Origin of the sequence: Azospira sp. I13 (genome assembly GCF_003112695.1) — a bacterium.
Classification (GTDB): domain Bacteria; phylum Pseudomonadota; class Gammaproteobacteria; order Burkholderiales; family Rhodocyclaceae; genus Azospira.
Genome location: NZ_BFBP01000005.1, coordinates 157,035 through 179,132, shown reverse-complemented (window position 1 = coordinate 179,132; position 22,098 = coordinate 157,035). Strand labels below are relative to the sequence as shown.

The following is a 22,098-nucleotide window of genomic DNA, read 5'->3' as shown; positions in this document are numbered from 1 at the left end:
TTCACTCGTCGACCAGCCAGCCTTCGACGATTAACACGCCGTCACGCAGGAAACGGACGTTCTTGCCGGAAATCAGGATCTCGTAGCACTCGGCGACAGGTTTGCCGCGCTCCGTAAAATCCATGCAGAGTTCGCCGTGGGTGAAACGCCAGAGACCGCGTCTCGTTTTTCCCAAATCCATGGCGTCGACCGCAGCATTCGTGAAGTGATAGGACCAGTGAGCCTCGTCACCCACTGTATGGCCGACAAACTGGCGCATGAATTCATCGGGTGAGAGGCGCTTGAACTTCTCCGCCGCAAACACTGGGAGGGTTGCGATGAAGCACCCCACTAAAGCGACACCGAGGCGGAGAAGGCTGGTCGCCATCACAGCAGCGTTTTGACCACGAGGCCGACGACCGCACAAGCGGCGATGACATGAATGACGTTCGCCTTGAAGCGGAAGAGCGCAACTGCGGCAGCCAGCGCAATAAAGGCGGAAATCCAGTCGAAGGTGCCGGCGAAGCCCTTTGGCCACAGCACGTGGTAGCCGAAGAACATGGCCAGGTTCAGGATGACGCCGACCACGGCAGCCGTGATGGCGGTCAGCGGGGCAGTGAACTTGAGGTCGTTATGGGTCGTCTCGACGAGTGGCCCGCCAGCCAGGATGAAGATGAAGGACGGTAGGAAGGTGAACCAGGTAACCAGCGAGGCCGCCACTGCACCGGCCAGGAACAGGCTGTCCGGACCAAACACCGCCTTGACGTAGCCACCGACGAAGCCGACAAAAGCCACCACCATGATCAACGGCCCGGGCGTAGTTTCGCCCAGCGCCAGGCCATCGATCATTTGGGTCGGGGTCAGCCAACCGTATTGCCCGACAGCCCCCTGGTAGACGTAAGGCAGTACGGCGTAGGCGCCGCCGAAAGTGAGCAGTGCCGCCTTGGTGAAGAACCAGCCCATCTGGGTCAGCGTGTGATCCCAGCCATAGCTGGCCGTCAGCAGGCCCATCGGGATCAGCCAAAGCAGGCTGCCGATGACGGCGATCTCCAGCAGCCGTTTCCACTTGAACAGGGCGTGCGTCGGGGTTGGCGTATCGTCGTCGATCAGCGCCCGGCCAAAGGACTTTTCAGCCTTACCGTGCCCGCCGCCAGCCTTGAACTTGTCTGGCGCGATGCGTCCACCGAAGTAACCGATAGCCGCCGCTGCTGCGACAATGGCCGGGAACGGCACATTGAGCGCGAAGATGGCAACGAAAGAGGCTGCAGCGATGGCCCACAGTACATTGTTCTTCAGAGCACGGGAGCCGATGCGATGGGCAGCTTGGACGACAATAGCCGTTACTGCGGGCTTGATGCCGTAGAACAAGCCGGCAACCAGCGGCATCTCACCGAAGGCGATATAGACCCAGGACAAGGCGATCAGGATGAACAGCGAGGGCAAAACGAACAGGACCCCGGCGATAATCCCGCCCCAGGTTCGGTGCATCAGCCAGCCGATATAGGTCGCCAGTTGCTGGGCTTCCGGACCGGGCAGCACCATACAGTAGTTCAGCGCGTGCAGAAAACGCCGCTCGGAAATCCAGCGCCGGTTCTCGACCAACTCTTGGTGCATGATCGAAATCTGTCCGGCCGGACCACCAAAGCTGATGAAGCCGAGCTTCAGCCAGAACAGGAAGGCCTGCCAGAAGCTGACCTCAATGGGCGCGTTGTCGGGCGTTTCGGATTTTTCTGTCAGGGTCTGATTCATTATTTTTGGCCTTTCTCAAAGGAGGCCAGTAGTCCGTCAAAGATGTTGCTGGCTAATGCAAGAAGTTGGTCGTCGTTGAGGATGGTGTCGCGCAGACCGGCCAAGGCGCCTTCGATACCCGCCGCTTCGGGCGGCTGAACCCCGCCGACATCCAGAAAATGCACCAAGGCACCGAAGCGTTGCAGGGCCGGTGTTTCCAGGCCAAAGCTGGCAAGCAGCACCTCGAAGGTCACTCGGGCGCCGACATGGGTGAAAGTTGCGCCATCGAAGTCAAAACCCAAGGCATCGGCCGGGCAATCAGAAGGGGTCATCAGCCAAAGCAACTTGGCCTGCGGGTCGATGCAGCGGCGAATCAACCAGGCACTGGCCAGCCGGTCCACCCACGGGCGCTGACGCGTTGCCCAGATGCGCCCGCGATAATCGGCAAGATCCAAACGGCCAATCGCTTCGTTGATGGGGCGTGGCTCATCCGGGGAAAGTGCCCAAGCGGCACGTTGTTCGAGATCACGCAGGGCTTCATCAGCCTGTTTCTGTGCTTCGCCAGGGAAAAAATCGATGGCAACAAGATTGGTGAAGGTCTTGCGCAGTCGGCGCGCCTGCTTCAGTACGTCGTTTGCTGATTCCGGATGCAGTCCTTCACGGGCAAGTGAAATTTCACCCAGCAGATTGGCAAAGTCAGCACTACGGTCAAAGAGGGAGACGAAGTTGCCGTCGCTGGGTTCTTCAATGCGGACGACCAAGGCGGTCCCGTCGGCAGCCCGAACATCCGTTGCGACGGACTCAAGCGTGGCTCGGCAGTCCTCCCGTTCCGGCATCAGATAGACACCATCCCGCAAGACCGTGGCACCTGATGCCTTGAGGCTGCGCCAGGCGCGCATGCGAGCCGTCGCGTTCTCGGTCGGGAGGCTAGTAATGAGTAAAATCCATGTATGCATGAACATACTCTACAGCTAGGTAGATATTTCTACAAATAAGCACTTTGTGATATACCGTGGAAACCAAAGCGATTTGCAGAACTCTGAAATGCCTGACGATACCTATCCAGCATCTTTATTTCAGCTGTGCCCACGGGTTTGACGATGCTCCGGTCGAGGCGGGGCTTTCTCATTGCCTTCACTTTGTCTCTGGCGTTTCATGCCAGTCTGTTGCAGTCATGGTTGCTTGAAAAGTCGAAGTCACCCCTGGCTGAAGAACCCTTACAGCTACGCATCATGGCTGAACCGGAAATGCAAGCACTACCGCCTGAACCACAGAAAGCTCAACCACCCCGGCCATCCAAACCGCCAAAATCACCAAAACTCGCCATACCGCAGGCGATGCCAGAAACTCCGGCAGCCCCACTTCCGGAAAAGGTGCCAGTATCCATGCCGGCACCACCCGCGCCGACGGCCGAGGAATGGCAGTTGGCTTCCTCCTATACGCTCAGGAACAGCAAGCGTTATCGCTATGCTTGGGGGCAACAGGTTCGCAGCATGATGGGAACAGCGGTAGAAGGTCCCGGCCAAGGACAGGTTCGATTTCGTATCGAGATCGCGCCCGACGGAACGATCGCCAGCGTGAAAGAACTATGGTCAACGTCGGATGCAGCCTCAAAACTCGCCTGGGAGGTTATCCAGAAGCTGCCCCCCATGCCGCCGACGCCGACGGGAAAGCCGCTTGTCTTTGACCATACCATCTCGTTTCTATCTTATGAGACCGGCTGGCCGCCCAGCTATCAACTGGATTGCCTGCCGGAACCCGAGCCTTTCAAGAACCCGTTTGCATGGGATGGCTCTTCCGCTCACAAGGTGGTGCGGCGGGAGCACCGTCCCCCGCCACCCAAGGGTTGTCCGCCAGACTCAACCGCGCCCACCATCGAAGAGGAGGAGCACGAAATGAAGCGCCAGACGGATCAATGGCGGTGGGGCCGATGATTAAAAGTGATCAAGCACCTATCGTTGCAGCACCTCTTATAAAAGCGTGCTTTTAAGTCGCCTATTTGTGACTCTCTCCAGTTGTTTCAGCGTGACGCCGGTCATCTTCAGCATGTAAATAGATTGCCGTCGTCTCGATCGATGCATGTCGCAGGTTTTTCTGGATGTACCGAATGTCGTTACCCGCATCGGCCTGATGCGTGGCCGAAGTGTGGCGCAGCCAGTGAGTAGAGGCGCGGCGCAATGTCGAAGCGCCTGACGGATTACTCGTCTCGATGAAGGTGGCAGCACGGAGAAAGACCTCCTTGACCACTAGATACACCGCCGTCGGCGTGAGGAATTTGTCTGTCCGACCGGCGACCGACATGACGAGTGGTGTATTTTCCAGTGCTGAAGGCATGGCGGATAGGCCATAAAACAGCCGATAGCGTGCCAAATCAGTGATCAATTGCTCACTTATGGGCACATCGCCTTCGGTGCCCCCCTTGCCGACCACCAGTAACCACCATTTTCCTCGTCGTTGCATAAGGTCGCTGGACTTCGCCTGAGCCACTTCTGACACACGCAGCGAGGCTCCATAGAGCAACCGGAACAGCCATCGAACTCGTTCGTAATGCTGACATTCCCGATTGGTTTCCTGGGGCAGCGTCTCGATAAAGTCGAGCACTGTTTGCCACAGGGAGTGCTCAAGGTAGCGCTCAACCGTTGCACGACGGCTGTTCTTCACCCCGCCACGCTGGCGACGTAGCGCCAGAGGGTTGCCTGCCAGATACCCCGCCTGAACCAGATAGCCGAACAGTCCAGACAGGATGCCCATGGCCTGGCGCACACTCGACGCAGACAGCGGTCCATCAAGGAGTCGCCGCCCACCGCCGCGGCGCGGTAGGGCTGGAGCAATCCAATCGGCGGATGGCTGAGTAAGAAAGGCCTCGTAGGCGAGCAAATCTTCGCGGTTGAGACTGGATAAGGCTTTGTTCTGGACTTGGGTAGCCCAGAACAGCAATCTCACAGCTTCCTTACGATAGTTGCGAAGAGTGTGCGGGGAATTGGCGTATTCGGACAACCATAGCCGGATAGCTTCCACATCGGTGTCAGCCGCAGTCTGACGAACAACTCCCCGGGCACGGTTCGAGCCCTCGGTGCCATCCAGCGTTGGTGGCAAGGTTGTGACGTGCATGTTTTCGATGGGAAGTATTGGTGCTGACATGATTTTGGCGTCTGCTGATTTTCCAAATTGGCTTTCGGCAGCATACACCTCAGAAAATTTTGATTATGGGTGTTATCGTAAATTTTCAGTCGTAATGATTACATATATTACGTTATACGATAATATATTATTCAATTACACCCCAGATCGGGGTTGGTCGTCCACTTCAGCAGGAGCCTGCCCATGAGCCGTGTCAGCGATACCCGTTTGCGTACCCGAGAAGCAGCCGCACGCCTCGTTGCCGCCGGGCGCCGGCCCCACGATCTGACCGTGGATCTGATTTACGCCGAAATCAAGCAAGGCAGCAGAACCACAATCAATGACGAACTCAAGCTGTGGAAAGATGAGCAAGCCAAAGCAGAAGCCCTGACGGCGGCGTTGCCGCCAGCAGTGGCGAACGCAATGATTAACGTCTGGGCAATCGCGGTCGAGCATGGAGAAAAGGTGTTCGATCAACACCGAGAAGAGGCTGAATCTCAGCTGGCCCAAGCCAATGCGCAAATCGAAGCCCTGGAATCCGAGAAAAACGGCCAAGACCAACGAATTCAAGGCTTACAGGCGGATATTGTTCGGGGCCAAACCGAACTCAATTCACTGTCCGAAGCTCTTGCCGGTGAGCGGACAGCCAAGGATGCTGCCATCGCCAAGAGCAAAGCTCTGGAGCAGCAAATCGCAACGACCAAAGCCGATGCTGAACAGGCGCTCATTACCTTGAAATCAGAGCACCGCCAGCGCATTGAGGAGCTACAGGCGATTATTGCCTCGCAAGAAAGCTCGTTTCGGCTGGAAATCAACAAGGCCACAGAAAGGCTGGAAGGCGTTCAAAAGCATGTCATGCTTCAGGTCACCGAAGCCCGGGAGGCCCAGAAACGGGCTGAGTCGCAGCTTTCCAAGGCTAATCAGAAAAATGAGCAGTTGCTGGCCGAAGCACTGCAAATAGGGCGGCAGATCACATTGCTAACCCAAACGGCTGAACGAGCCCAAGCCGACTTTACCCAGGCGCAGGGCGACATAAAGAAACTTCAATCGGAGCGCGAAGGACTAATTCAGCAGGTGGCCACGGCAAGTGGCAAACTTGGCGCCGTTGGAGATCAAATTGAATCACTGGAGCGCAGAGCGATAGGAGCGGAAACCAGACTCGAAGAGGCATTAAAGCGGCCAACGGCAGCGAAGAAGAAAAGTGAAAAGCCGCACCAGCAGGACTTAATTAGCCGCTAAGTCCTATTTTTACACGTATGTCGGCTGTACCCGTGTTGGCCGGGCGAGGCTTGGCCCTGACACATCTGTGGCTCGTAGATGATCTGCTGGACGACGGCCGCCTAACTCAAATCCTTCCTGAGTATGTATTTGAACCAGTTCCCTTGAGCCTGCTCATCGTGCCGGAACGGGCTCACGTACCGAGAGTCAGACGGTTGGTGGATTTCCTTGTCGCAGAAGTGGCCAGGATTCCGGGAATTGGATGAGTGAGGAGAGTTTGAAGGATGCTCTGGATCAGCCGCCGATACTGGAACCTTCCCTGTTCGTTATTCGCATAATTTGTATTATGTAAAATATCAAATATGCACTAGCCAGTCCTGGATGCGCCAGTTCGGCTGGGCACCGTAGCCCAGCCGAACGTGTACGAAGGAATCTTGGGTCAATCGCGCTCATTGCTTGATTACCAGCATTTCTGTGGCTCCCCTTTGAAATTCGTACGCTACCGTCCTGATTTCTACAGAACATTGACGATTCTCGAAATGCTTCCGCACTGCGTCCAGGTGGGGAGACGCAGTATTGCCAAGTGTAATCAGGGGGAAAACTCGAACTTCATTTGCGACTCTGAGCATTTCTAACAATGCGTGGATATGGAATTCTTCTGTCAGATGGTCGCTGTAGAGAAAAAGAAAATGCGATGAAAGTGCAAGATCAAAAGTCTGTGCTTGAAACGGTAGCGACGGCAGCTCCCCAGGGATGTAGCGCCCCTCCCCTTTAGCTTTCACAAAATCGGATAGGAACTTCTCCATGGCGGACAGACGAATCTCGCCAAGTATTTCGACCGAGGGGATGCTGTCCCAAACATAATCCGCTGAATTCTGACGAAGCTGGGTGATTACTGTTTGATATGTTTCGCCAATCCGTGCCCGAATCTGATCTGCCTCGAACACGTAAATTGGATCAAGCGAAACGACGGACCCACCGCGGCTAGTATGTTCAGCATTGAAGGAAGCGGGGCCGTCACCGCAGCCAAGAATGCGCTGCTGTAGATCCTCATCGGAAAGGGAAAACATATCGATGTACTCCCTATATGACCGTCCCCAGGGAACAACTTTTTCCAGCGTAAATGCCATAACTAAACTTAGAAAAATATCAGGTTAGAGAAGGACAACACCACAAGCTGTCTGTATCTGTTATTGCTGGACAGCCAGTACTTCCATGGCATGGCAACACGGAACCAAGACGTATTCCGACACCAATCAGACAGGGCCGGCTTACAACGCTTTAGCCAAAAGTACCCTGTCTTCTCCCTTCCCATCGTAACCTTCAATGACCGGAACGCCGTCAATTTCCAGTACGCTGGGATGGATATGGAAGCCCATGCGTAGATGGAATGCAATAGATCCCTTGTTGATGGGTGATGTAACACATCGCACCGTGTGGACGCCAAATTCCCTCACCGAATCAAAGAACTGTTCATATAAGGCGCGTCCGAGTTCTCGCCCCCGGAACTCCGGACTAATTCCAATGAAATGAATGTAGGCTTCTTCTGGAATGGCTTGGGACACAAAACCCACTAAAAAACCCAGTAAATGACCAGACCGTTCCGCTATGAAACACGTAGTCTGAAAATGAACAAAAAAGAGCTTGGGAAGCATGTCAGCCATGCGACGCCCACCCCACCATGCATCCACGACGCTGATCACCTGCTGGTAGTCATCGGGGATGGCCTGGCGAATAGTGATATCTCTGGTCATGGATTTCCTGCGAGATTGAATTAAATCAGTGCGCATCCAGTTCAATCTTGAGTTTCCGACCACCACTAACCGCAAAGCCCTCTCGTTCATAGAACGCAAGCGTTTTGTCAAATTCCGGCAATGGTGGCGTGGTCACCTCAAGGCGTTTCCAGTTGCGTGAAAAACCGAAGGACTTGGCTGAAGAAACTAATTTCAAACCAATATTTCTATTTCTGAAATCTGGGCGAACATAAAGCTCTGCAATTGTTCCGAATGATCCACCTGCGTAAAGTGCATGGCTTTCATAGAGAGAAATGAAGCCAAGATAGTTCCCATCGCAAGCTGTAGCAACAAATACGAAATACTTGTCTTGGCAGAGAAAATCAATCAGCAGATTATTCGTTTCAGAATAGTTGTGATCAAACGCCTTGATGTTAATGGCATTCATGATTTCCTCCAATAACTCGCCAACCATCACGGCAATCTCGGGAACCTCTTCAATTCCTGCTCGTGAAATCAATATGCTATATGTTTCTTCAGATGTGGGCACTGGAGCTATATCCTTGGTGGCACTCAATCTGCCCAGTGCTGAACGTATTCCGGGGCTGCAATAGCATTGTTATCAGCAGAAATTGGTGATTTTCTTACTACAGCCAGTGGGAGTACGCCAGTCCAAACCTGGCGATCAATATCCTTCTCGCTGTCGCTAGGTACGGCATTACTTACCTTCACTGCAGCCTCTTCCAAAGAGAGCTTCAACAGTGATGTTGCACCAAGCTCTTTGGAATTGCCACGACGCACTTCATCCTTGCGGCCTTTTGATATTTTTTCCATGAAATAATCAAATGCAGCAAGTTTATCATCATCATTTTCAATGAGATCAAAGCATCCGTAGATGACTGCTGATCGATAATTCATGCCATGGTTGAATGCTGTCTTTGCCAGCACCAAACCATCCAGATGTGTGATGGCCACCGAGGCACTTGCACCGCTTAAAAGAGCCTTAACCATACGGCTGCCATTGGCACCATGAATATAAATACTGTCACCGACCCGCCAATGGGCCGTTGGAATGCAATGTACATCATCCCCAGCTCTGAATGCGACATGGCAGACGTATGCTTCATCAATGATCGTATGGAGCATCTCTTGATCATGGTTTGCGAGTTCAGGAAGGCGGCGAATTTTGGTGCGATCAGTAGGCGATTTATGGGTGGGATCGGTCATTTATTAGCAGTATTAATAAGTTAACAATTTACTGACGGCATAGCATCAATGTTGTATATATGAAATGCAGCCTTCCGAGCTGCTAGAAAAATCACGGCTAGGATAGGCAAAAAACCCTGAGGCGATGACCATCCGGGTCACGGGCCAAGAAGGTATAGCCGAAATCGAGATGGGCTGGAGTCTGTAACATTTCCACCTGCCACTGGATCCATTGCGCATAATGCTCGTCCACAAGCGCTTCGCTTTCCACAGAAATTGCCAATTCACATCCGCCGCCAGCCGCTGTCGGTAGCGGTTCCGCAGTGTGCTTTGACCACAAGCCCAACATCAATCCGGAATCAAGTGCGAACATGGCAAAAGTGGAAGAGGCTTCGACAGCTTCCTTCCCCAGCAGTGTTGAATAAAACGAAGCGCTATTTTGCGGGTTGTCGACAAATAGAATAATAAAGTTTGGTTGTGCCACTTTGGTTTTCCTTTATTTAAAATTGAAGATAGATTTACCGATATTGCGTCATGTATTCAAAATCATAACCTTAGGTGTGCCAGTCGGATGGATAAGGCCGACTTCAGCAATGAGCAATACCGGCCAATCGACGCCGCGAATAAAACGACACTCCACTGACAATTCCATCGCTTCTGGAATCCAGCCTTGTGGTCGGAAAGGGATAGCCCAGCGGCCCCGCCGGTAGACTGTAACGTCGGCGGTGTAATAGATATTTTCCGAGGTCTCTTCGATCGTAATATTTGCAATTCCACGGCATCGATCATTGCTGTCAATTCCTCGAACCGCCCGCCTGACATGAGGCATTCCCTGGTGAATAATCAGTGCAAAGAAAAGTAACCCAATTCCAATCGGAATTAGCCCGTATTCACGCAGTGTCAATGCCTTGTAAAAGACGATCAGGGCCGGTATTACAAAAACACCTTGAGCTGCCAGCCCCACCCAGGACTTACCCATGTTCCGCAGATTTTCCAGCTGCTCGTCCAGCGTTGCAGTTTTCATCGCTTATTCAATCAAACAGTCAATTTCAGTTTGTGGGAGATGTGGGAGATTGATTTTGGATTTTGAGGAGGTCGCCTGGTGGATAGCCTGCTTGACGAGATTCAGGGCTTGCCGGCTTTCCGGTATCAAATTGCCATAGGCGTGAAACTCATGGGTCATGTGCTCCCACACGTCCAAGCGTACGGCACCGCCCTGCCCTTTCACTTCCCGCGCGAAGTCACGAATCATGTCGACCAGAATTTCCTTTCCGCCTGCTTGCAGATAGATGGGAGGCAAGCCCTGCAATGCGTGATAGATCGGAGAAGTTTCCCGATCGCTCAAGGGATGTTGTCCCTTGAGCCATTTGGAAAACTGAAGGGTCATGTACCCCTGAACCATGTCATAGATGTCATTGCCGAATTGACTGGCGCCACGCATTCCGGTGTCCGTCCAGGGACTCAGTGCCACCACCAGTGCAGGGAGTGGCAACGCGGCATTCAGCGCATGAAGGGCTGTCATCAGTGCCAAATGCCCCCCAGCGGAATCACCGCAGACCACCAGCTGTTCCGGCTGTACGCCCTCTTCTAGGAGAAAGCGATATGCCGCCATGCCGTCGTCGAGTTGTGCCGGGTGGGGATGTTCAGGGCTGAGGCGATAGTTGGGCGCAAATATTCGAGTGCCCATCCACTCAGCCAGCAAGGCAATAAACAGTCGAGACACCTCGGCATAGAAACTGTAGCCGCCGCCATGGAAATACAGCAGGGTGACGTCGCTGGTGCAGTGTCGGGGGACATACCAGTCGCCGGCGGGTTCATGGGGTGAAGACGGCACCACGTCAACCGCTGGGATGTCATCCGGTTGCTGATAAACACTGTCGAAGTAGAGGCGCCCTTCGGCGATGCTCTTCAGCGAAAAGGCATGGTTGAACTGTTTGCGCCAGAACAGGGTGGCTATTTCGACAATGACGGGCCATTCCTTGACCAAGGGCCTACCGACGGCGCGCCGGCCCAAGACCTGGAATGTGGTCCCCAGCAAATTCGTCAGGCCACGTACGCGATAGGAAAAAGGGCCTTGGGTTACTGTGGTTGGCATGTTTCAACGCCTCTTACTGGCAGGTGAACAAAAAAATGGCAGCAGCCCGTGCTGTGGCGCCATGACGTATCCAAGGAAAAAGCCTGAATGAGTAGAATTGTGCCGATAACCTTGAAGCCGTATCTAGAACGGAAACGACATGACCGCACCACGATCCCACTTGCGACTCCCCTGCCCTGATCTGGGCGCCTGCATTTTTGTGGGAATAGAGCGCGATACCCGGGGAACGCTACTGTCGGAGAATGATCGCTTCAACTATTACCCCGCCACCCCAATGGCTTCCATTTCCTGGGTTTTTGAGGGGGCGCTGCATATGGTGAAAGCTTATGACAGGGGCTCTCCCCCTGTTTTGGGTCCGATACTGCCATCGCTGGTGTTTTCCGGCCCCCAAAGTCGCCCGTTTGCGAGCTGGTCCCCCGGTACGGTCCATGCCATGTCCGTCGCCTTCTTCCCGGAAGCTATCGGCGGGCTGTTGGGGAGCTCCGTCGAAGCGTACATCGACCGAACGCTCCCTCTGGAAGAAGTCGCCCCGGCGTCTTTATTGAACTGCTGTACATCGTTGTTCGACGATCGTGAAGTCGAGCCATTCCTCAAGCTACAAACGCTTTTGCAGCCGCTCTGGCAATGTTCTCAAGAAAACTATGGCGGCCCCCTGATGACAGGCTGGATTCGATCTCTGCTGGGTCGAGCCGCCTTTTCCCAAGCGGGAAGCAGCCTGCGGCAACTGCAACGCCGGGTGAAAAGCTGGACCGGCCAAAATCATCGGCAGCTACAACGCTATTCGCGTGTGGAGGAGGCCTTTGCACTCTCCGGAAAACACAGGAAGGACGGTGCTATCGACCTGTCGGGATTAGCGGTCGATGCCGGGTTTGCTGATCAGTCCCACATGGGGCGGGAGGTGCGACGAGTAACGGGGCTTTCGCCTGCGCACTTTGATAATCAGATCGCCTCCAGCGAGGCTTTCTGGTTCTACCGGCTCATCGAGGGATATGTCCGGGAGGGCCAATGAACGCCCAAACCCCCTTTTCCTTCAGGAGTGCGTGGGATGATGCACCAGGTCCGTTTCAAGGGGGAGAAATGGACTTTAAGAAGCGATAGGGTTGGGTTCCCGAAGCAGGTGAAAGGTGTTTCTGTACTGCGGGAGTTGCCCCCTCCCCGCCTGCCAGGCAGAAAAAAGGCCCTTGGGGGTTCCCAAGGGCCTTTTGGGCATTGAGTAATGCGGGATCAGCCAACCTGGGAGCTGAGGTTGCTCACCGTGATGCGGGGCTGGACGTTGCCGATGACCTTTTGCAGGCCCAGGCGGGTCTTGACGTTGATCAGCAGCGGGGCGCGGACATTGGCACCGATCTGGCGGCTGTTGGATTCCTGCTTGAACAGCAGCAGCATGACGGCTACGTCTTCGGACTTTTCCACCTTGAGGGTGGCCAGTTCGCTCTCGGAGAGTTCGAGTTCGTACTGGAAGCCGATGGCGGTGGGGTCGACAATCTGGAAGGCCACGGCGGGATCGTCGATGGACTGCAGGGTGAAACTCACCGGCTCACCCTCACCCGCTTCATGGACCAGCTTGTAGCGGAGGCTCTTTTCAAAGCCGGTCAGACCAGCGGGAAAGGTGATGACGGTATCGGGATCGATTTCGATGGTGCCGAACAGATGGGTCTGAACTTGCATGGGTTGCCTCCTGTTGGGGTGTTCTGGACGGATTGGGTTCTGGATATAGCGTTGGATTATGCCATTGACGCCGGCATTTGAGTGGCGGATTTAAGCAGGGCCGGGACTTCTGCGGCGGGGACCGGCGGGCTGAAGAGATAGCCCTGGAATTCGCTGCATTGGTGGAAAGCCAGGTAATCGAGCTGGGCTTTACTCTCCACCCCTTCCGCGATGACACCCATGCCGAGCTTGCCAGCAATGGCGATGATGGCCTGAATGATGGCGGCATCGCCAGAATCACGGATCATGTCGCGCACGAAGGACTGGTCGATCTTGATCTTGTCCAGGGGGAAACGCTTGAGATAGCTGAGGCTGGAATAGCCGGTACCGAAATCGTCCAGGGCCAGGCGTACGCCCAGGTCCTTCAGATCGTTGAGGATCTGCACCGCCCTTTCCGTATCCTCCATGAGCAGGCTTTCGGTAATTTCCAGTTCCAGCTGGTGGGCCGGCAGGCCGGTTTCCTTAAGGATGTTCTGGACCAGGGCAACGAAATTGGATTGCCGGAACTGCACGGCAGAAAGGTTCACCGCCACTGTCGTGGCCGGCAGGCCGGCTTTCTGCCAGGCCACCTGCTGGCGACAGGCCTCCCGCATCACCCATTCGCCGATGGGCAGGATCAGGCTGGTTTCCTCCGCAATGGGGATGAAGCGCACCGGAGGCACCAAACCCAGTTCAGGATGGCGCCAGCGCAGCAGCGCCTCAAAACCGAACAGTCGATGATCCTCCACCCGATACTGGGGCTGGTAATAGAGCAGCAGCTCCTGCCTTGCCAGGGCCTTGCGCAGGCTGTTTTCCAGGGAAAGGCGCTCGAAGACCCGGGCATTCATTTCCGGCGTGAAGAACTGGTAGGCGTTGCGGCCGGCGGCCTTGGCGGAGAACATGGCGGCATCGGCATTCTTCAGCAGGGTCCCCAGGTCATGCCCGTCGTGGGGATACATGCTGATGCCAATGGAGGCCGACAGTACCAGCTCATGCCCATCGACACTGAAAGGCTGGGCCATGGCTTCCAGCAGTCGCTCGGCAATGCGCCCCACCATGGGAGCACCGCTGCAATCGGCAAGGAGAATGGCGAATTCGTCCCCGCCGGAGCGGCTCAGGGTATCGGCTTCGTGCAGGAACTGGAGCAGGCGGCCGGATACCTGCTGCAACAGCAGGTCGCCAATTTCATGGCCCAGGGAATCATTGATGTTCTTGAAATGGTCGAGATCCAGGAACAGCAAGGCCAGCTGCATTTCGCTGTCTGCCGCCCTGGCGATCAATTCGGCCATGCGCACACTGAGCAGGCTGCGATTGGGCAGCCCGGTCAGTGCATCGTGCTCGGCCATGCGGCGGATTTTCTCCTCCACCTCCTTGCGTTCCGTGATGTCCCGGGCAATGCCGGCCATGCCCACCACACTCCCCTCCTCGTCCCGCACCGGTACGCGGATGTAATCCAGGGTGCGCAGGCTACCTTCGATATTGGGCACCTGGACTTCAAAGTGGTTGGCCTCGCCGCTTGCCAGCACCGATTCGTCGTGATTGTGGAAAGCCCGGGCCAGTTGTTCCGGCCAGATCTGGAAGACCGTTTTGCCGAGGATATCTTGCACCGGGCGTCCGCACATTCTGGCGTAGGCCTCATTCACGGCATGGAAGCGGAAGTCCCGGTCCTTGATCCAAGCTAGGTCGGGAATGCTGTCGAGCAGCGCCCGCATGCGCGAAGCGGATTCCCCATAGGCATTGCTCATGCTGTTGGCCATGGCGATGGCGCGGACGTAGCTGCGCTGCCAGACCAGTATCAGGCCCAGCAGGGCCAGGGCCAGCACCAGGGCCGTCAGGCCATAATAGGTGAGCTTGCGGTACCACTCCGCCAGTACTTCATCCCGCGAGAGGCCGACGAAGACGACAAAGGGCAGATTTTCCAGGCGACGAAAACCGAATATGCGGCGGATGCCATCCTGGTGGGAAAGTGCCTCGAAGGAGCCTTGGTCCCGGTCGTGGATGTTGTCACTGATAGCCTGGTTGAGAATGCTCTTGCCCTGGCGGTTGGGCAATGCCGGGCTTCTGGCAATGAGGCGCAGATTCTCGTCATAGATGGCGACGACCCCGCCCGGGCCGATATTCAGGGTGGCAAAGTTCTGCTGCAGGCTATCCGCATTGACCGCCGCCTGGACCAGGCCGGCAAAATTACCCTGACGGTCCACCAGGCGCCGGCTTAAGGTAATGACCCAGTTCTGGGTGATGCGGGCAAAGATCGGCTCGGAAATGACCAGCGCACCGTCCTTGGATTGCTTGTTGCGCTGAAAGTAGCTGCGGTCACCAATGGTCTGGCCGGAGGGCTTGCCGGTGGCATCGAAGCGGAACACCCCCTGGGCATCGGCCACGCGCAGGCTCTGGGATTCAGGGATACGGCCCAGCAGGCGCTTCAGTTCCTGGTTGATGGCCGCCGTATCGGCATTGCTGAGGCTACCGCCCAGGCGGGTTGCCAACAGGTGCTGGGCCTCCTGCAGCACGATATCGATTTTATCGACGCTGCCCCTGGCCTGCCCTTCCAGGGTCACGGCCAGATTTTCCACATTACGGCGGGCAAAGCTGATTTCGGTATCGTAGGAGTGCTTCAGCTCCAGGCCCAGCAAGGCGCAAAAGCCTGCCAACGCCAACAGGGCGATAACGACATAGACGAACTGTCGCGAGGAAATACCGTTTTGCTTGGTCAAGAAATCGATCTCAGCGGATTATTCTTGTAGCACGCAGGCCGGCAGGGGCCGCCAATACCCGGCCGGCGCGGGAAACTTCCCCTTCTTCCGGAGGGGGCTGACCCGGAAGTCTCGTGGAATCCCATATAAGATGGATGCCGCATATTACCTTAGTTTGAACAGGGCCATCCATGGCCTACCCCCTACGGTGGGGAACCTTGTCTTCAGCCGGGCCTTTGGTGCATAGTTCGCCCTCTTTTTTCCTTTGCCCCGAGTCCCATGCTGCCTTCCATCGAAAACCGCATTGCCGAGGAACTGGGCGCCCGCCCCCAACAGGTCATGGCTGCCGTGGCCCTGCTGGACGAAGGTGCCACCGTGCCCTTCATCGCCCGTTACCGCAAGGAAGTGACCGGCGGTCTGGACGATACCCAGCTGCGGACCCTGGAAGAACGCCTGACCTACCTGCGGGAGCTGGAAGACCGCCGGGTTGCCATCCTCGCCAGCATCGAGGAACAGGGCAAGCTGACGCCCGAACTGAAGGCCGCCGTGGACATGGCGGACACCAAGCAGCGCCTGGAAGACCTCTACCTGCCTTATAAGCAGAAGCGCCGCACCAAGGCCCAGATTGCCCGGGAAGCCGGCCTGCAGCCCCTGGCCGACGCCCTGCTGGGTGATGCCACCCTGGTGCCTGAAGCCGAGGCAGAAAAGTACTTCAACGCCGAAGCCGGCTTTGCCGACACCAAGGCCGTGCTGGACGGCGCCCGCCAGATCCTCATGGAGCAGTTCGCCGAAGACGCCGAGCTGCTGGGCAGCCTGCGTTCCTATCTGGAAGAGCACGGGGTGGTCAAAGCCACCCTGGTGGCCGGCCAGGAAGAAGCCGGGGCCAAGTTCCGCGACTATTTCGATTACTCCGAAGCCATCAGCGACATCCCCTCCCACCGGGCCCTGGCCCTCTTCCGCGGCCGTAACGAGGGCGCCATCTCCCTCGCTTTGGTGCTGGATTCGGAACTGGATGAAGAGAACAAGCCCCTGGGCCCCAACCCCTGCGAACTGCGCATCGCCAAGCGCTTCGGCATCAAGGACCAGGGCCGTCCTGCCGACAAGTGGCTGGGCGACACGGTGCGCTGGGCCTGGCGTATCAAGATGGCCCTGCACCTGGAAACCGAGCTGATGACCGTGCTGCGGGAAAAGGCCGAGGAAGAAGCCATCCGCGTCTTTGGCCGCAACCTGAAGGACCTGCTGCTGGCCGCCCCCGCCGGCCCCCGGGCCACCATGGGCCTGGATCCTGGCCTGCGCACCGGGGTCAAGGTGGCGGTGGTAGACAAAACCGGCAAGCTGCTGGATACCGCCACCATCTACCCCCACGAGCCGCGCCGGGACTGGGACGGCTCCTTGCACACCCTGGCGGTACTGGCCCAGAAACACAACGTAGACCTCATCGCCATCGGCAACGGCACCGCTTCCCGGGAGACCGACAAGCTGGCCGGCGACCTGATCCGCATCGCTTCGGCCCACCTCACCTTGTCCAAGGTGGTGGTCTCCGAAGCCGGCGCCTCGGTCTATTCCGCTTCCGAATTTGCTGCCCGGGAATTCCCCGAGTTGGACGTTTCCCTGCGCGGTGCTGTCTCCATCGCCCGCCGCCTGCAAGACCCCCTGGCCGAGCTGGTGAAGATCGAGCCCAAGTCCATCGGTGTCGGCCAGTACCAGCACGACGTCTCCCAGACCAAGCTGGCCCGGGCCCTGGATGGCGTAGTGGAAGACTGCGTGAACGCCGTGGGCGTGGATGTGAACACCGCCTCCATTCCCCTCCTCGCCCGCATTTCCGGCCTTAACCAGACCCTGGCCGCCAATATCGTGGCCTACCGGGATCAACACGGTGCCTTCCCCAACCGCCTGGCTCTGAAGAACGTGCCCCGCCTGGGCGACAAGACCTTCGAGCAAGCCGCCGGCTTCCTGCGGGTGCCCAATAGCGACAATCCCCTGGATGCGTCCGCGGTGCACCCGGAAGCCTATCCCCTGGTGGAGCGCATCCTCGCCGACATCAAGAAGGGCATCAAGGAAGTGATCGGCGATGCCCGCCTGGTAAAGAGCCTGCAGCCCGTCAAATACACCGACGAAAAATTCGGTCTGCCCACGGTCCAGGACATCCTCAAGGAACTGGAAAAGCCTGGCCGGGACCCCCGCCCCGAGTTCAAGACCGCCGTCTTCAAGGACGGTGTCGAGGAAATGCGCGACCTGCAGCCCGGCATGATCCTGGAAGGCGTGGTCACCAACGTGGCCGCCTTCGGTGCCTTCGTGGACATCGGCGTGCACCAGGACGGCCTGGTGCACGTTTCCGCCCTGTCCACCAAGTTCGTCAAGGACCCCCACGAGGTAGTCAAGGCCGGCGATATCGTCAAGGTCAAGGTGCTGGAAGTGGACATGGCGCGCAAGCGCATCGCCCTCACCATGCGTCTGGACGACGCCTTCGGCAAGGGCACCGGCGGTGGCAAGCCGGCGGGAACGCCGATGACTGCCAAGGCTAAACAGCGGGAGCAGGCCCAGCCGACCGGTCAGGGGGCCATGGCGGCCGCTTTCGCCAAGCTGCGGAACTGATCGGCCTGTGTCTGGCGCCGGCCGGGTAGCCTGGCCGGCGCTATGACGAAGTTGTTAATACCTAGGTGATAAAACTATAAAATCAACTAGTTGAAACATGAAGGACACCTTTCCTTCATATTTTCAAGCCACCATAATGGGGACTCCAACCCGAGGGAGAGTGCCCATGAGCCGCCACCCCAATACGCGCCACGTTGCCCGGGATATCGACCAGCAGTATCTGGAAAATATCCGCCATCTGCGCAACAAGATTGTCGAAGTGCAGGCCAATCAGCGGGAGATCAGCCATTCCCTGGAGCGTATCCGTGACCGGATTCGCATCGTGGTCAGCGAAATGCAGCGCATCAAGCTGCGTTCCGGGCTCCGCTCCGCTTCCTGCCGGGTCTGAGCCCGTTTTTCGTTCTCCTGCTATTCCCTACCCTACAGCACCTTGCCCGGGTTCATTAGGCCCCGGGGGTCCAGGGTCGCCTTGATGCTGGCCATCAGGGCCAGGGCCACCGGGTCCTTGTAGCGCCGTAACTCCGCCCGCTTCAACTGGCCGATACCGTGTTCCGCCGAAATGGAACCGCCCAGCTCCGCCACCAGGTCATGCACCAGGCGATTGACCTCCGGAGTGGCGGCAATGAATGCCGCGTTGTCCTGGGCATCGGATTTGGACAGGTTGTAATGCAGATTGCCATCCCCCATGTGACCAAAGGCAACGATACGAATGCCGGGGAAGGCCCGGGCCAGGGCCTGTTCCGCTTGGGCGAGAAACCGGGGCAGCGCGGAAACCGGCACCGCCACATCGTGCTTGATACTGATGCCTTCCCGCTTCTGGGCTTCCGAGATGTTCTCCCGCAGGGCCCAGAGTTGGCTGGCCTGGGTGTCGCTACGGGCGACCACGCCATCCCCTACCCGACCGTCGCCGATTTCACTGGCAAGAAAGGTTTCCAGGGCTTCCTGGAGTTCCTCGGAGCGAGTGCCATCGCTCAACTCCAGCAGGACCTGCCAGGGGGCGGTTGCGGCCAGGGGGGGCCGGGCTCCCGGGATATGCTGCAGCACCAGGCCCAGGGCTTGAGCCGACACCAGCTCGAAGGCCGTCAGGCGAGCATCGAAGCGTTCCTGGGTGTGGGCCAGCAGTGCCAGGGCTGCTTCCGGAGAGTGCAGGCTGACCCAGGCGGTGCTGCGGGCCGTCGGCAGGGGAAAAAGCTTGAGGACGGCAGCGGTGATGATGCCCAGGGTGCCTTCGGCTCCGATGAAGAGATTCTTCAGATCGTAGCCCGTGTTGTCCTTGCGCAGGCTGCTCAGGCCATGCCAGACCTGGCCGTCCGGCAGCACCACTTCCAGGCCCAGGGTCAGCTCCCGGGTATTGCCATAGCGCAGTACCTGGACACCGCCGGCATTGGTGGAAAGATTGCCGCCGATCTGGCAACTGCCCTGGGATGCCAGGGCCAGGGGAAAGAGGCGGTTGGCGGTTGCGGCGGCTTCCTGGACCTGGGCCAGCAGGCAACCGGCTTCCACGGTGACAGTGTTGTTGGCCGAATCCAGCTGACGCACCCGGTTGAGCCGCGACAGGCTGATGATGACGGCCTCGCCGCTGCCATCCGGTGTTGCACCGCCGCATAGGCCAGTGTTACCGCCCTGGGGCACCATGGGCACGCCGGCCTCACCACAGGCCTTTACCACCGCGGCCACTTCCTGGGTATCGGCCGGCCGCACCAGCGCCTGGGCCTGGCCAGTGTAGCGGCCCCGCCAGTCGGTGAGGGCCGGTGCCAGGTCGGCGCCGGTCAGGACGTGGGTTGGGCCGACGATGCTGGCCAGGCCTTGCAGGAAGGGACTCACGGCGCACTCTCCAGGACATTCTGCAACATGGGGAGCATCAGCTCGGTGGCTGCCCGCCCTTCGGCAATGGCTTCTTCCGCCCGGTGAAAATCCAGCAGGCCCAGGTGGGCGACCCGGGGCGCCACCACGGCGTCAGCGGGTTCGCCAGCCAGGCGGCTGCGAGCAATGCGCACCTGCATAATGTTGATGCTGCTGGCCATCACATCGAGCATGGAGGGCAATCCGCGGGCCGGTCCGCTTTCCTCGCCCACCTCTTGCCCCAGCCAGCGCCTGATCTTGCCGCGCCAGCCATTTTCCGGTGGGGCGCCATCAGCCCCACCCTGGTTGCGCAGGCGCCGGCCCAGCATGTCGGAGCCCAGGTCCACGGCAATGACGATATCGGCCCCCAGGGCTCGGCAGAGGGACACCGGCACCGGATTGACCAGGCCGCCATCAACGAGGAATCCGCCATCCCTGGGGAGGGGGGCAAAGAGGCCCGGCAAGGCAATGGAGGCGCGTACGGCGTGGGCCACGCTGCCTTCCTTCAGCCAGATTTCCCGGCCGGAGGCCAGGTCGGTGGCGACGCACGCAAAAGGCAGGGACAGATCGTGAAAATCCCGGTCGGTGAAGTGCCGGGTGAAGAAATCAAGGAGCTTCTCGCCTTTGATCAGACCACCATTGAGGCCCACATCGAAGAAGCCCAGCACTTCCTTCCAGGAGAGGCTGCGGACCCAGTGCTCCAGCTTGTCCAGGTCGCCGCAGGCGGTGGCGGCACCGACAAAGGCGCCGATGGAGGAACCGCAGATGATGTCGGGCTCGATGCCGGCGTCCCGCAGGGCGCGGATAACGCCGATGTGGGCCCAGCCCCGGGCGGAGCCGCTGCCAAGCGCGAGCCCGATCCGGGTTTTCACATCCGCACGGCGTAAAGGTCGTGGGCGTCGCTATCGACCACGCGGACCTGCACGAAGTCGCCGGGGGCCACGTCAAAGACGCCATCCAGATAGACCACCCCGTCGATTTCCGGCGCATCGGCGCTGGAACGGGCAATGGCGCCCTCCTCGTCCACCGCGTCCACCAGGACCGTGATTTCCTTGTCGATCTTGGCGGCCAGGAGGTCGGCGGAGATGTCTTCCTGCAGCTCCATGACGTAGCGGCGGCGCTCCTCCCGTACCTCGTCCGGCAGGGCACCGGGCAGGTCGTTGGCCGTGGCGCCCTCCACGGGGGAATAGGCGAAGCAGCCGACCCGGTCCAGGCGGGCTTCTTCGAGGAATTGCAGCAGTTCCTCGAATTCAGCCTCGGTTTCACCGGGGAAGCCGGCGATGAAGGTGGAGCGGATGGTGATGTCCGGGCAGATGGCGCGCCAAGCCTTGATGCGCTCCAGGTTGTTCTCGGCGCTGGCTGGCCGCTTCATGGCTTTGAGTACCCGCGGGCTGGCGTGCTGGAAGGGCACATCCAGGTAAGGCAGGATCTTGCCTTCGGCCATCAGGGGAATCAGGTCATCGACGCTGGGATAGGGGTAAACGTAATGCAGGCGCACCCAGATGCCGAACTCGGCCAGGGCCTCACAGAGTTCCTTGAGGCGGGTCTTCACCGGGCGGCCACCGACGAAGCCGGTGCGGTACTTCACATCAACGCCGTAGGCGCTGGTGTCCTGGGAAATGACCAGCAGTTCCTTCACCCCGGCTTCGGCCAGGGCCTTGGCTTCCTGCAGCACATCGCCGATGGGCCGGGAGACCAGGTCGCCCCGCAGGCTGGGAATGATGCAGAAGGTGCAGCTATGGTTGCAGCCTTCGGAAATCTTCAGGTAGGCGAAATGGGGCGGCGTCAGGCGGATGCCGGCCTCCGGTACCAGGTCCTTGAAAGGGTCGTGGGGCTTGGGCAGGTGCGCATGGACATGGCCCATGACCTCGGCCGCGGAATGGGGCCCGGTGACGGCCAGTACGGAAGGATGGGTGGTCTGGACAATGTCCCCCTTGGCGCCGAGGCAGCCGGTGACGATGACCTTGCCGTTTTCGCTGAGAGCCTCGCCGATGGCATCCAGGGATTCTTCCACGGCGGCATCGATGAAGCCGCAGGTGTTCACGATCACCAGATCGGAGCCTTCGTAGGAGGCGGAAATTTCATAGCCTTCGGCCCGCAGTTGGGTCAGGATGCGCTCGGCGTCGGAAGACGCCTTCGGGCAACCCAGGCTAACAAAACCAACGTTGGGGGCTTTCAAGGTGGTGTTCATGTGATTCAGTAA

The 22,098-nt window shown here is 58.1% G+C and carries 22 protein-coding genes; 6 read left to right on the top strand and 16 right to left on the bottom strand.

Annotation, left to right across the window (positions count from 1 at the left end):
* Window position 1: 1 nt before the first annotated feature.
* The 3 genes from AZSI13_RS06235 to AZSI13_RS06225 are packed head-to-tail and all read right to left on the bottom strand — an operon-like array spanning window position 2 to window position 2,663.
* Window positions 2-367, bottom strand: a complete 366-nt coding sequence (locus AZSI13_RS06235) for a hypothetical protein (protein WP_109040311.1) — start codon at window positions 365-367, stop codon at window positions 2-4.
* Window positions 367-1,728: a chromate efflux transporter gene (gene chrA, locus AZSI13_RS06230; RefSeq protein ID WP_109040310.1), complete on the bottom strand. Its 1,362-nt coding sequence runs from the start codon at window positions 1,726-1,728 to the stop codon at window positions 367-369. Before chrA ends, AZSI13_RS06235 begins: the two co-directional genes overlap by 1 nt.
* On the bottom strand, window positions 1,728-2,663 hold the full coding sequence (locus AZSI13_RS06225) for a chromate resistance protein ChrB domain-containing protein (protein ID WP_109040335.1): 936 nt from the start codon (window positions 2,661-2,663) through the stop codon (window positions 1,728-1,730). Before AZSI13_RS06225 ends, chrA begins: the two co-directional genes overlap by 1 nt.
* 276 nt (window positions 2,664-2,939) lie before the next feature.
* Here AZSI13_RS06225 and AZSI13_RS17235 point away from each other — a divergent pair, with 276 nt between their 5' ends.
* Window positions 2,940-3,641, top strand: a complete 702-nt coding sequence (locus tag AZSI13_RS17235) for an energy transducer TonB (RefSeq protein WP_133247273.1) — start codon at window positions 2,940-2,942, stop codon at window positions 3,639-3,641.
* 61 nt (window positions 3,642-3,702) lie between these two features.
* On the opposite strand, the gene AZSI13_RS06220 is transcribed toward AZSI13_RS17235, so the two are convergent.
* Window positions 3,703-4,896, bottom strand: coding sequence for a tyrosine-type recombinase/integrase (locus AZSI13_RS06220; RefSeq protein ID WP_235609687.1), 1,194 nt, complete (start codon window positions 4,894-4,896; stop codon window positions 3,703-3,705).
* Window positions 4,897-5,031: 135 nt separating this feature from the next.
* Between AZSI13_RS06220 and AZSI13_RS06215 the strand changes: the two genes are divergently transcribed.
* Together AZSI13_RS06215 and AZSI13_RS18370 are read left to right on the top strand one after the other, a co-directional pair.
* Complete coding sequence (locus AZSI13_RS06215) at window positions 5,032-6,066, top strand: DNA-binding protein (protein ID WP_109040309.1); 1,035 nt, start codon at window positions 5,032-5,034, stop codon at window positions 6,064-6,066.
* A gap of 17 nt (window positions 6,067-6,083) precedes the next feature.
* A complete protein-coding gene (locus AZSI13_RS18370) occupies window positions 6,084-6,311 on the top strand; it encodes a LysR substrate-binding domain-containing protein (RefSeq protein WP_109040308.1) in 228 nt (75 codons plus the stop codon).
* A 183-nt stretch (window positions 6,312-6,494) separates the two neighbouring features.
* Here AZSI13_RS18370 and AZSI13_RS06205 read toward each other — a convergent pair whose 3' ends face one another.
* The 7 genes from AZSI13_RS06205 to AZSI13_RS06175 all read right to left on the bottom strand — a co-directional run bounded on the left by AZSI13_RS06205 (window position 6,495) and on the right by AZSI13_RS06175 (window position 11,079).
* The gene (locus AZSI13_RS06205) at window positions 6,495-7,175 is read right to left on the bottom strand and encodes an SAM-dependent methyltransferase (protein ID WP_109040307.1); all 681 of its coding nucleotides are present in this window, start codon (window positions 7,173-7,175) and stop codon (window positions 6,495-6,497) included.
* 141 nt (window positions 7,176-7,316) lie between these two features.
* The gene (locus tag AZSI13_RS06200) at window positions 7,317-7,799 is read right to left on the bottom strand and encodes a GNAT family N-acetyltransferase (protein ID WP_109040306.1); all 483 of its coding nucleotides are present in this window, start codon (window positions 7,797-7,799) and stop codon (window positions 7,317-7,319) included.
* A gap of 25 nt (window positions 7,800-7,824) precedes the next feature.
* Entirely contained in the window at window positions 7,825-8,355 is a 531-nt protein-coding gene (locus tag AZSI13_RS06195; protein WP_201262321.1) for a GNAT family N-acetyltransferase, read from the bottom strand.
* Window positions 8,352-9,005 carry a pyridoxamine 5'-phosphate oxidase family protein gene (locus AZSI13_RS06190; RefSeq protein WP_109040304.1) on the bottom strand — a complete coding sequence of 218 codons (654 nt, stop codon included), beginning with the start codon at window positions 9,003-9,005 and terminating at the stop codon, window positions 8,352-8,354. The genes AZSI13_RS06195 and AZSI13_RS06190 overlap by 4 nt, the downstream gene beginning before the upstream one ends.
* 97 nt (window positions 9,006-9,102) lie before the next feature.
* Window positions 9,103-9,468: a VOC family protein gene (locus AZSI13_RS06185; RefSeq protein ID WP_109040303.1), complete on the bottom strand. Its 366-nt coding sequence runs from the start codon at window positions 9,466-9,468 to the stop codon at window positions 9,103-9,105.
* 48 nt (window positions 9,469-9,516) lie between these two features.
* Complete coding sequence (locus AZSI13_RS06180) at window positions 9,517-10,008, bottom strand: hypothetical protein (protein WP_109040302.1); 492 nt, start codon at window positions 10,006-10,008, stop codon at window positions 9,517-9,519.
* Window positions 10,009-10,011: 3 nt separating this feature from the next.
* Window positions 10,012-11,079 carry an alpha/beta hydrolase gene (locus AZSI13_RS06175; protein WP_109040301.1) on the bottom strand — a complete coding sequence of 356 codons (1,068 nt, stop codon included), beginning with the start codon at window positions 11,077-11,079 and terminating at the stop codon, window positions 10,012-10,014.
* 139 nt (window positions 11,080-11,218) lie between these two features.
* Here AZSI13_RS06175 and AZSI13_RS06170 point away from each other — a divergent pair, with 139 nt between their 5' ends.
* On the top strand, window positions 11,219-12,088 hold the full coding sequence (locus AZSI13_RS06170; protein WP_109040300.1) for a helix-turn-helix domain-containing protein: 870 nt from the start codon (window positions 11,219-11,221) through the stop codon (window positions 12,086-12,088).
* Window positions 12,089-12,303: 215 nt separating this feature from the next.
* Here AZSI13_RS06170 and fliW read toward each other — a convergent pair whose 3' ends face one another.
* Window positions 12,304-12,747: a flagellar assembly protein FliW gene (fliW, locus tag AZSI13_RS06165; protein ID WP_109040299.1), complete on the bottom strand. Its 444-nt coding sequence runs from the start codon at window positions 12,745-12,747 to the stop codon at window positions 12,304-12,306.
* 56 nt (window positions 12,748-12,803) lie between these two features.
* Window positions 12,804-15,479, bottom strand: coding sequence for an EAL domain-containing protein (locus AZSI13_RS06160; protein ID WP_109040298.1), 2,676 nt, complete (start codon window positions 15,477-15,479; stop codon window positions 12,804-12,806).
* Between the two features lie 258 nt (window positions 15,480-15,737).
* Here AZSI13_RS06160 and AZSI13_RS06155 point away from each other — a divergent pair, with 258 nt between their 5' ends.
* Both AZSI13_RS06155 and AZSI13_RS06150 read left to right on the top strand, forming a co-directional pair.
* Window positions 15,738-18,053, top strand: coding sequence for a Tex family protein (locus AZSI13_RS06155; RefSeq protein WP_109040297.1), 2,316 nt, complete (start codon window positions 15,738-15,740; stop codon window positions 18,051-18,053).
* Between the two features lie 166 nt (window positions 18,054-18,219).
* Window positions 18,220-18,441, top strand: coding sequence for a hypothetical protein (locus tag AZSI13_RS06150; RefSeq protein WP_109040296.1), 222 nt, complete (start codon window positions 18,220-18,222; stop codon window positions 18,439-18,441).
* A 32-nt stretch (window positions 18,442-18,473) separates the two neighbouring features.
* On the opposite strand, the gene AZSI13_RS06145 is transcribed toward AZSI13_RS06150, so the two are convergent.
* Genes AZSI13_RS06145 through rimO form a run of 3 tightly spaced genes read right to left on the bottom strand, consistent with a single transcriptional unit; the run spans window position 18,474 to window position 22,086 of the window.
* A complete protein-coding gene (locus AZSI13_RS06145) occupies window positions 18,474-19,877 on the bottom strand; it encodes an FAD-binding oxidoreductase (RefSeq protein ID WP_109040295.1) in 1,404 nt (467 codons plus the stop codon).
* The gene (rssA, locus tag AZSI13_RS06140) at window positions 19,874-20,767 is read right to left on the bottom strand and encodes a patatin-like phospholipase RssA (RefSeq protein ID WP_109040294.1); all 894 of its coding nucleotides are present in this window, start codon (window positions 20,765-20,767) and stop codon (window positions 19,874-19,876) included. Before rssA ends, AZSI13_RS06145 begins: the two co-directional genes overlap by 4 nt.
* Window positions 20,764-22,086: a 30S ribosomal protein S12 methylthiotransferase RimO gene (rimO, locus tag AZSI13_RS06135; RefSeq protein ID WP_109040293.1), complete on the bottom strand. Its 1,323-nt coding sequence runs from the start codon at window positions 22,084-22,086 to the stop codon at window positions 20,764-20,766. Before rimO ends, rssA begins: the two co-directional genes overlap by 4 nt.
* Window positions 22,087-22,098: the final 12 nt, after the last annotated feature.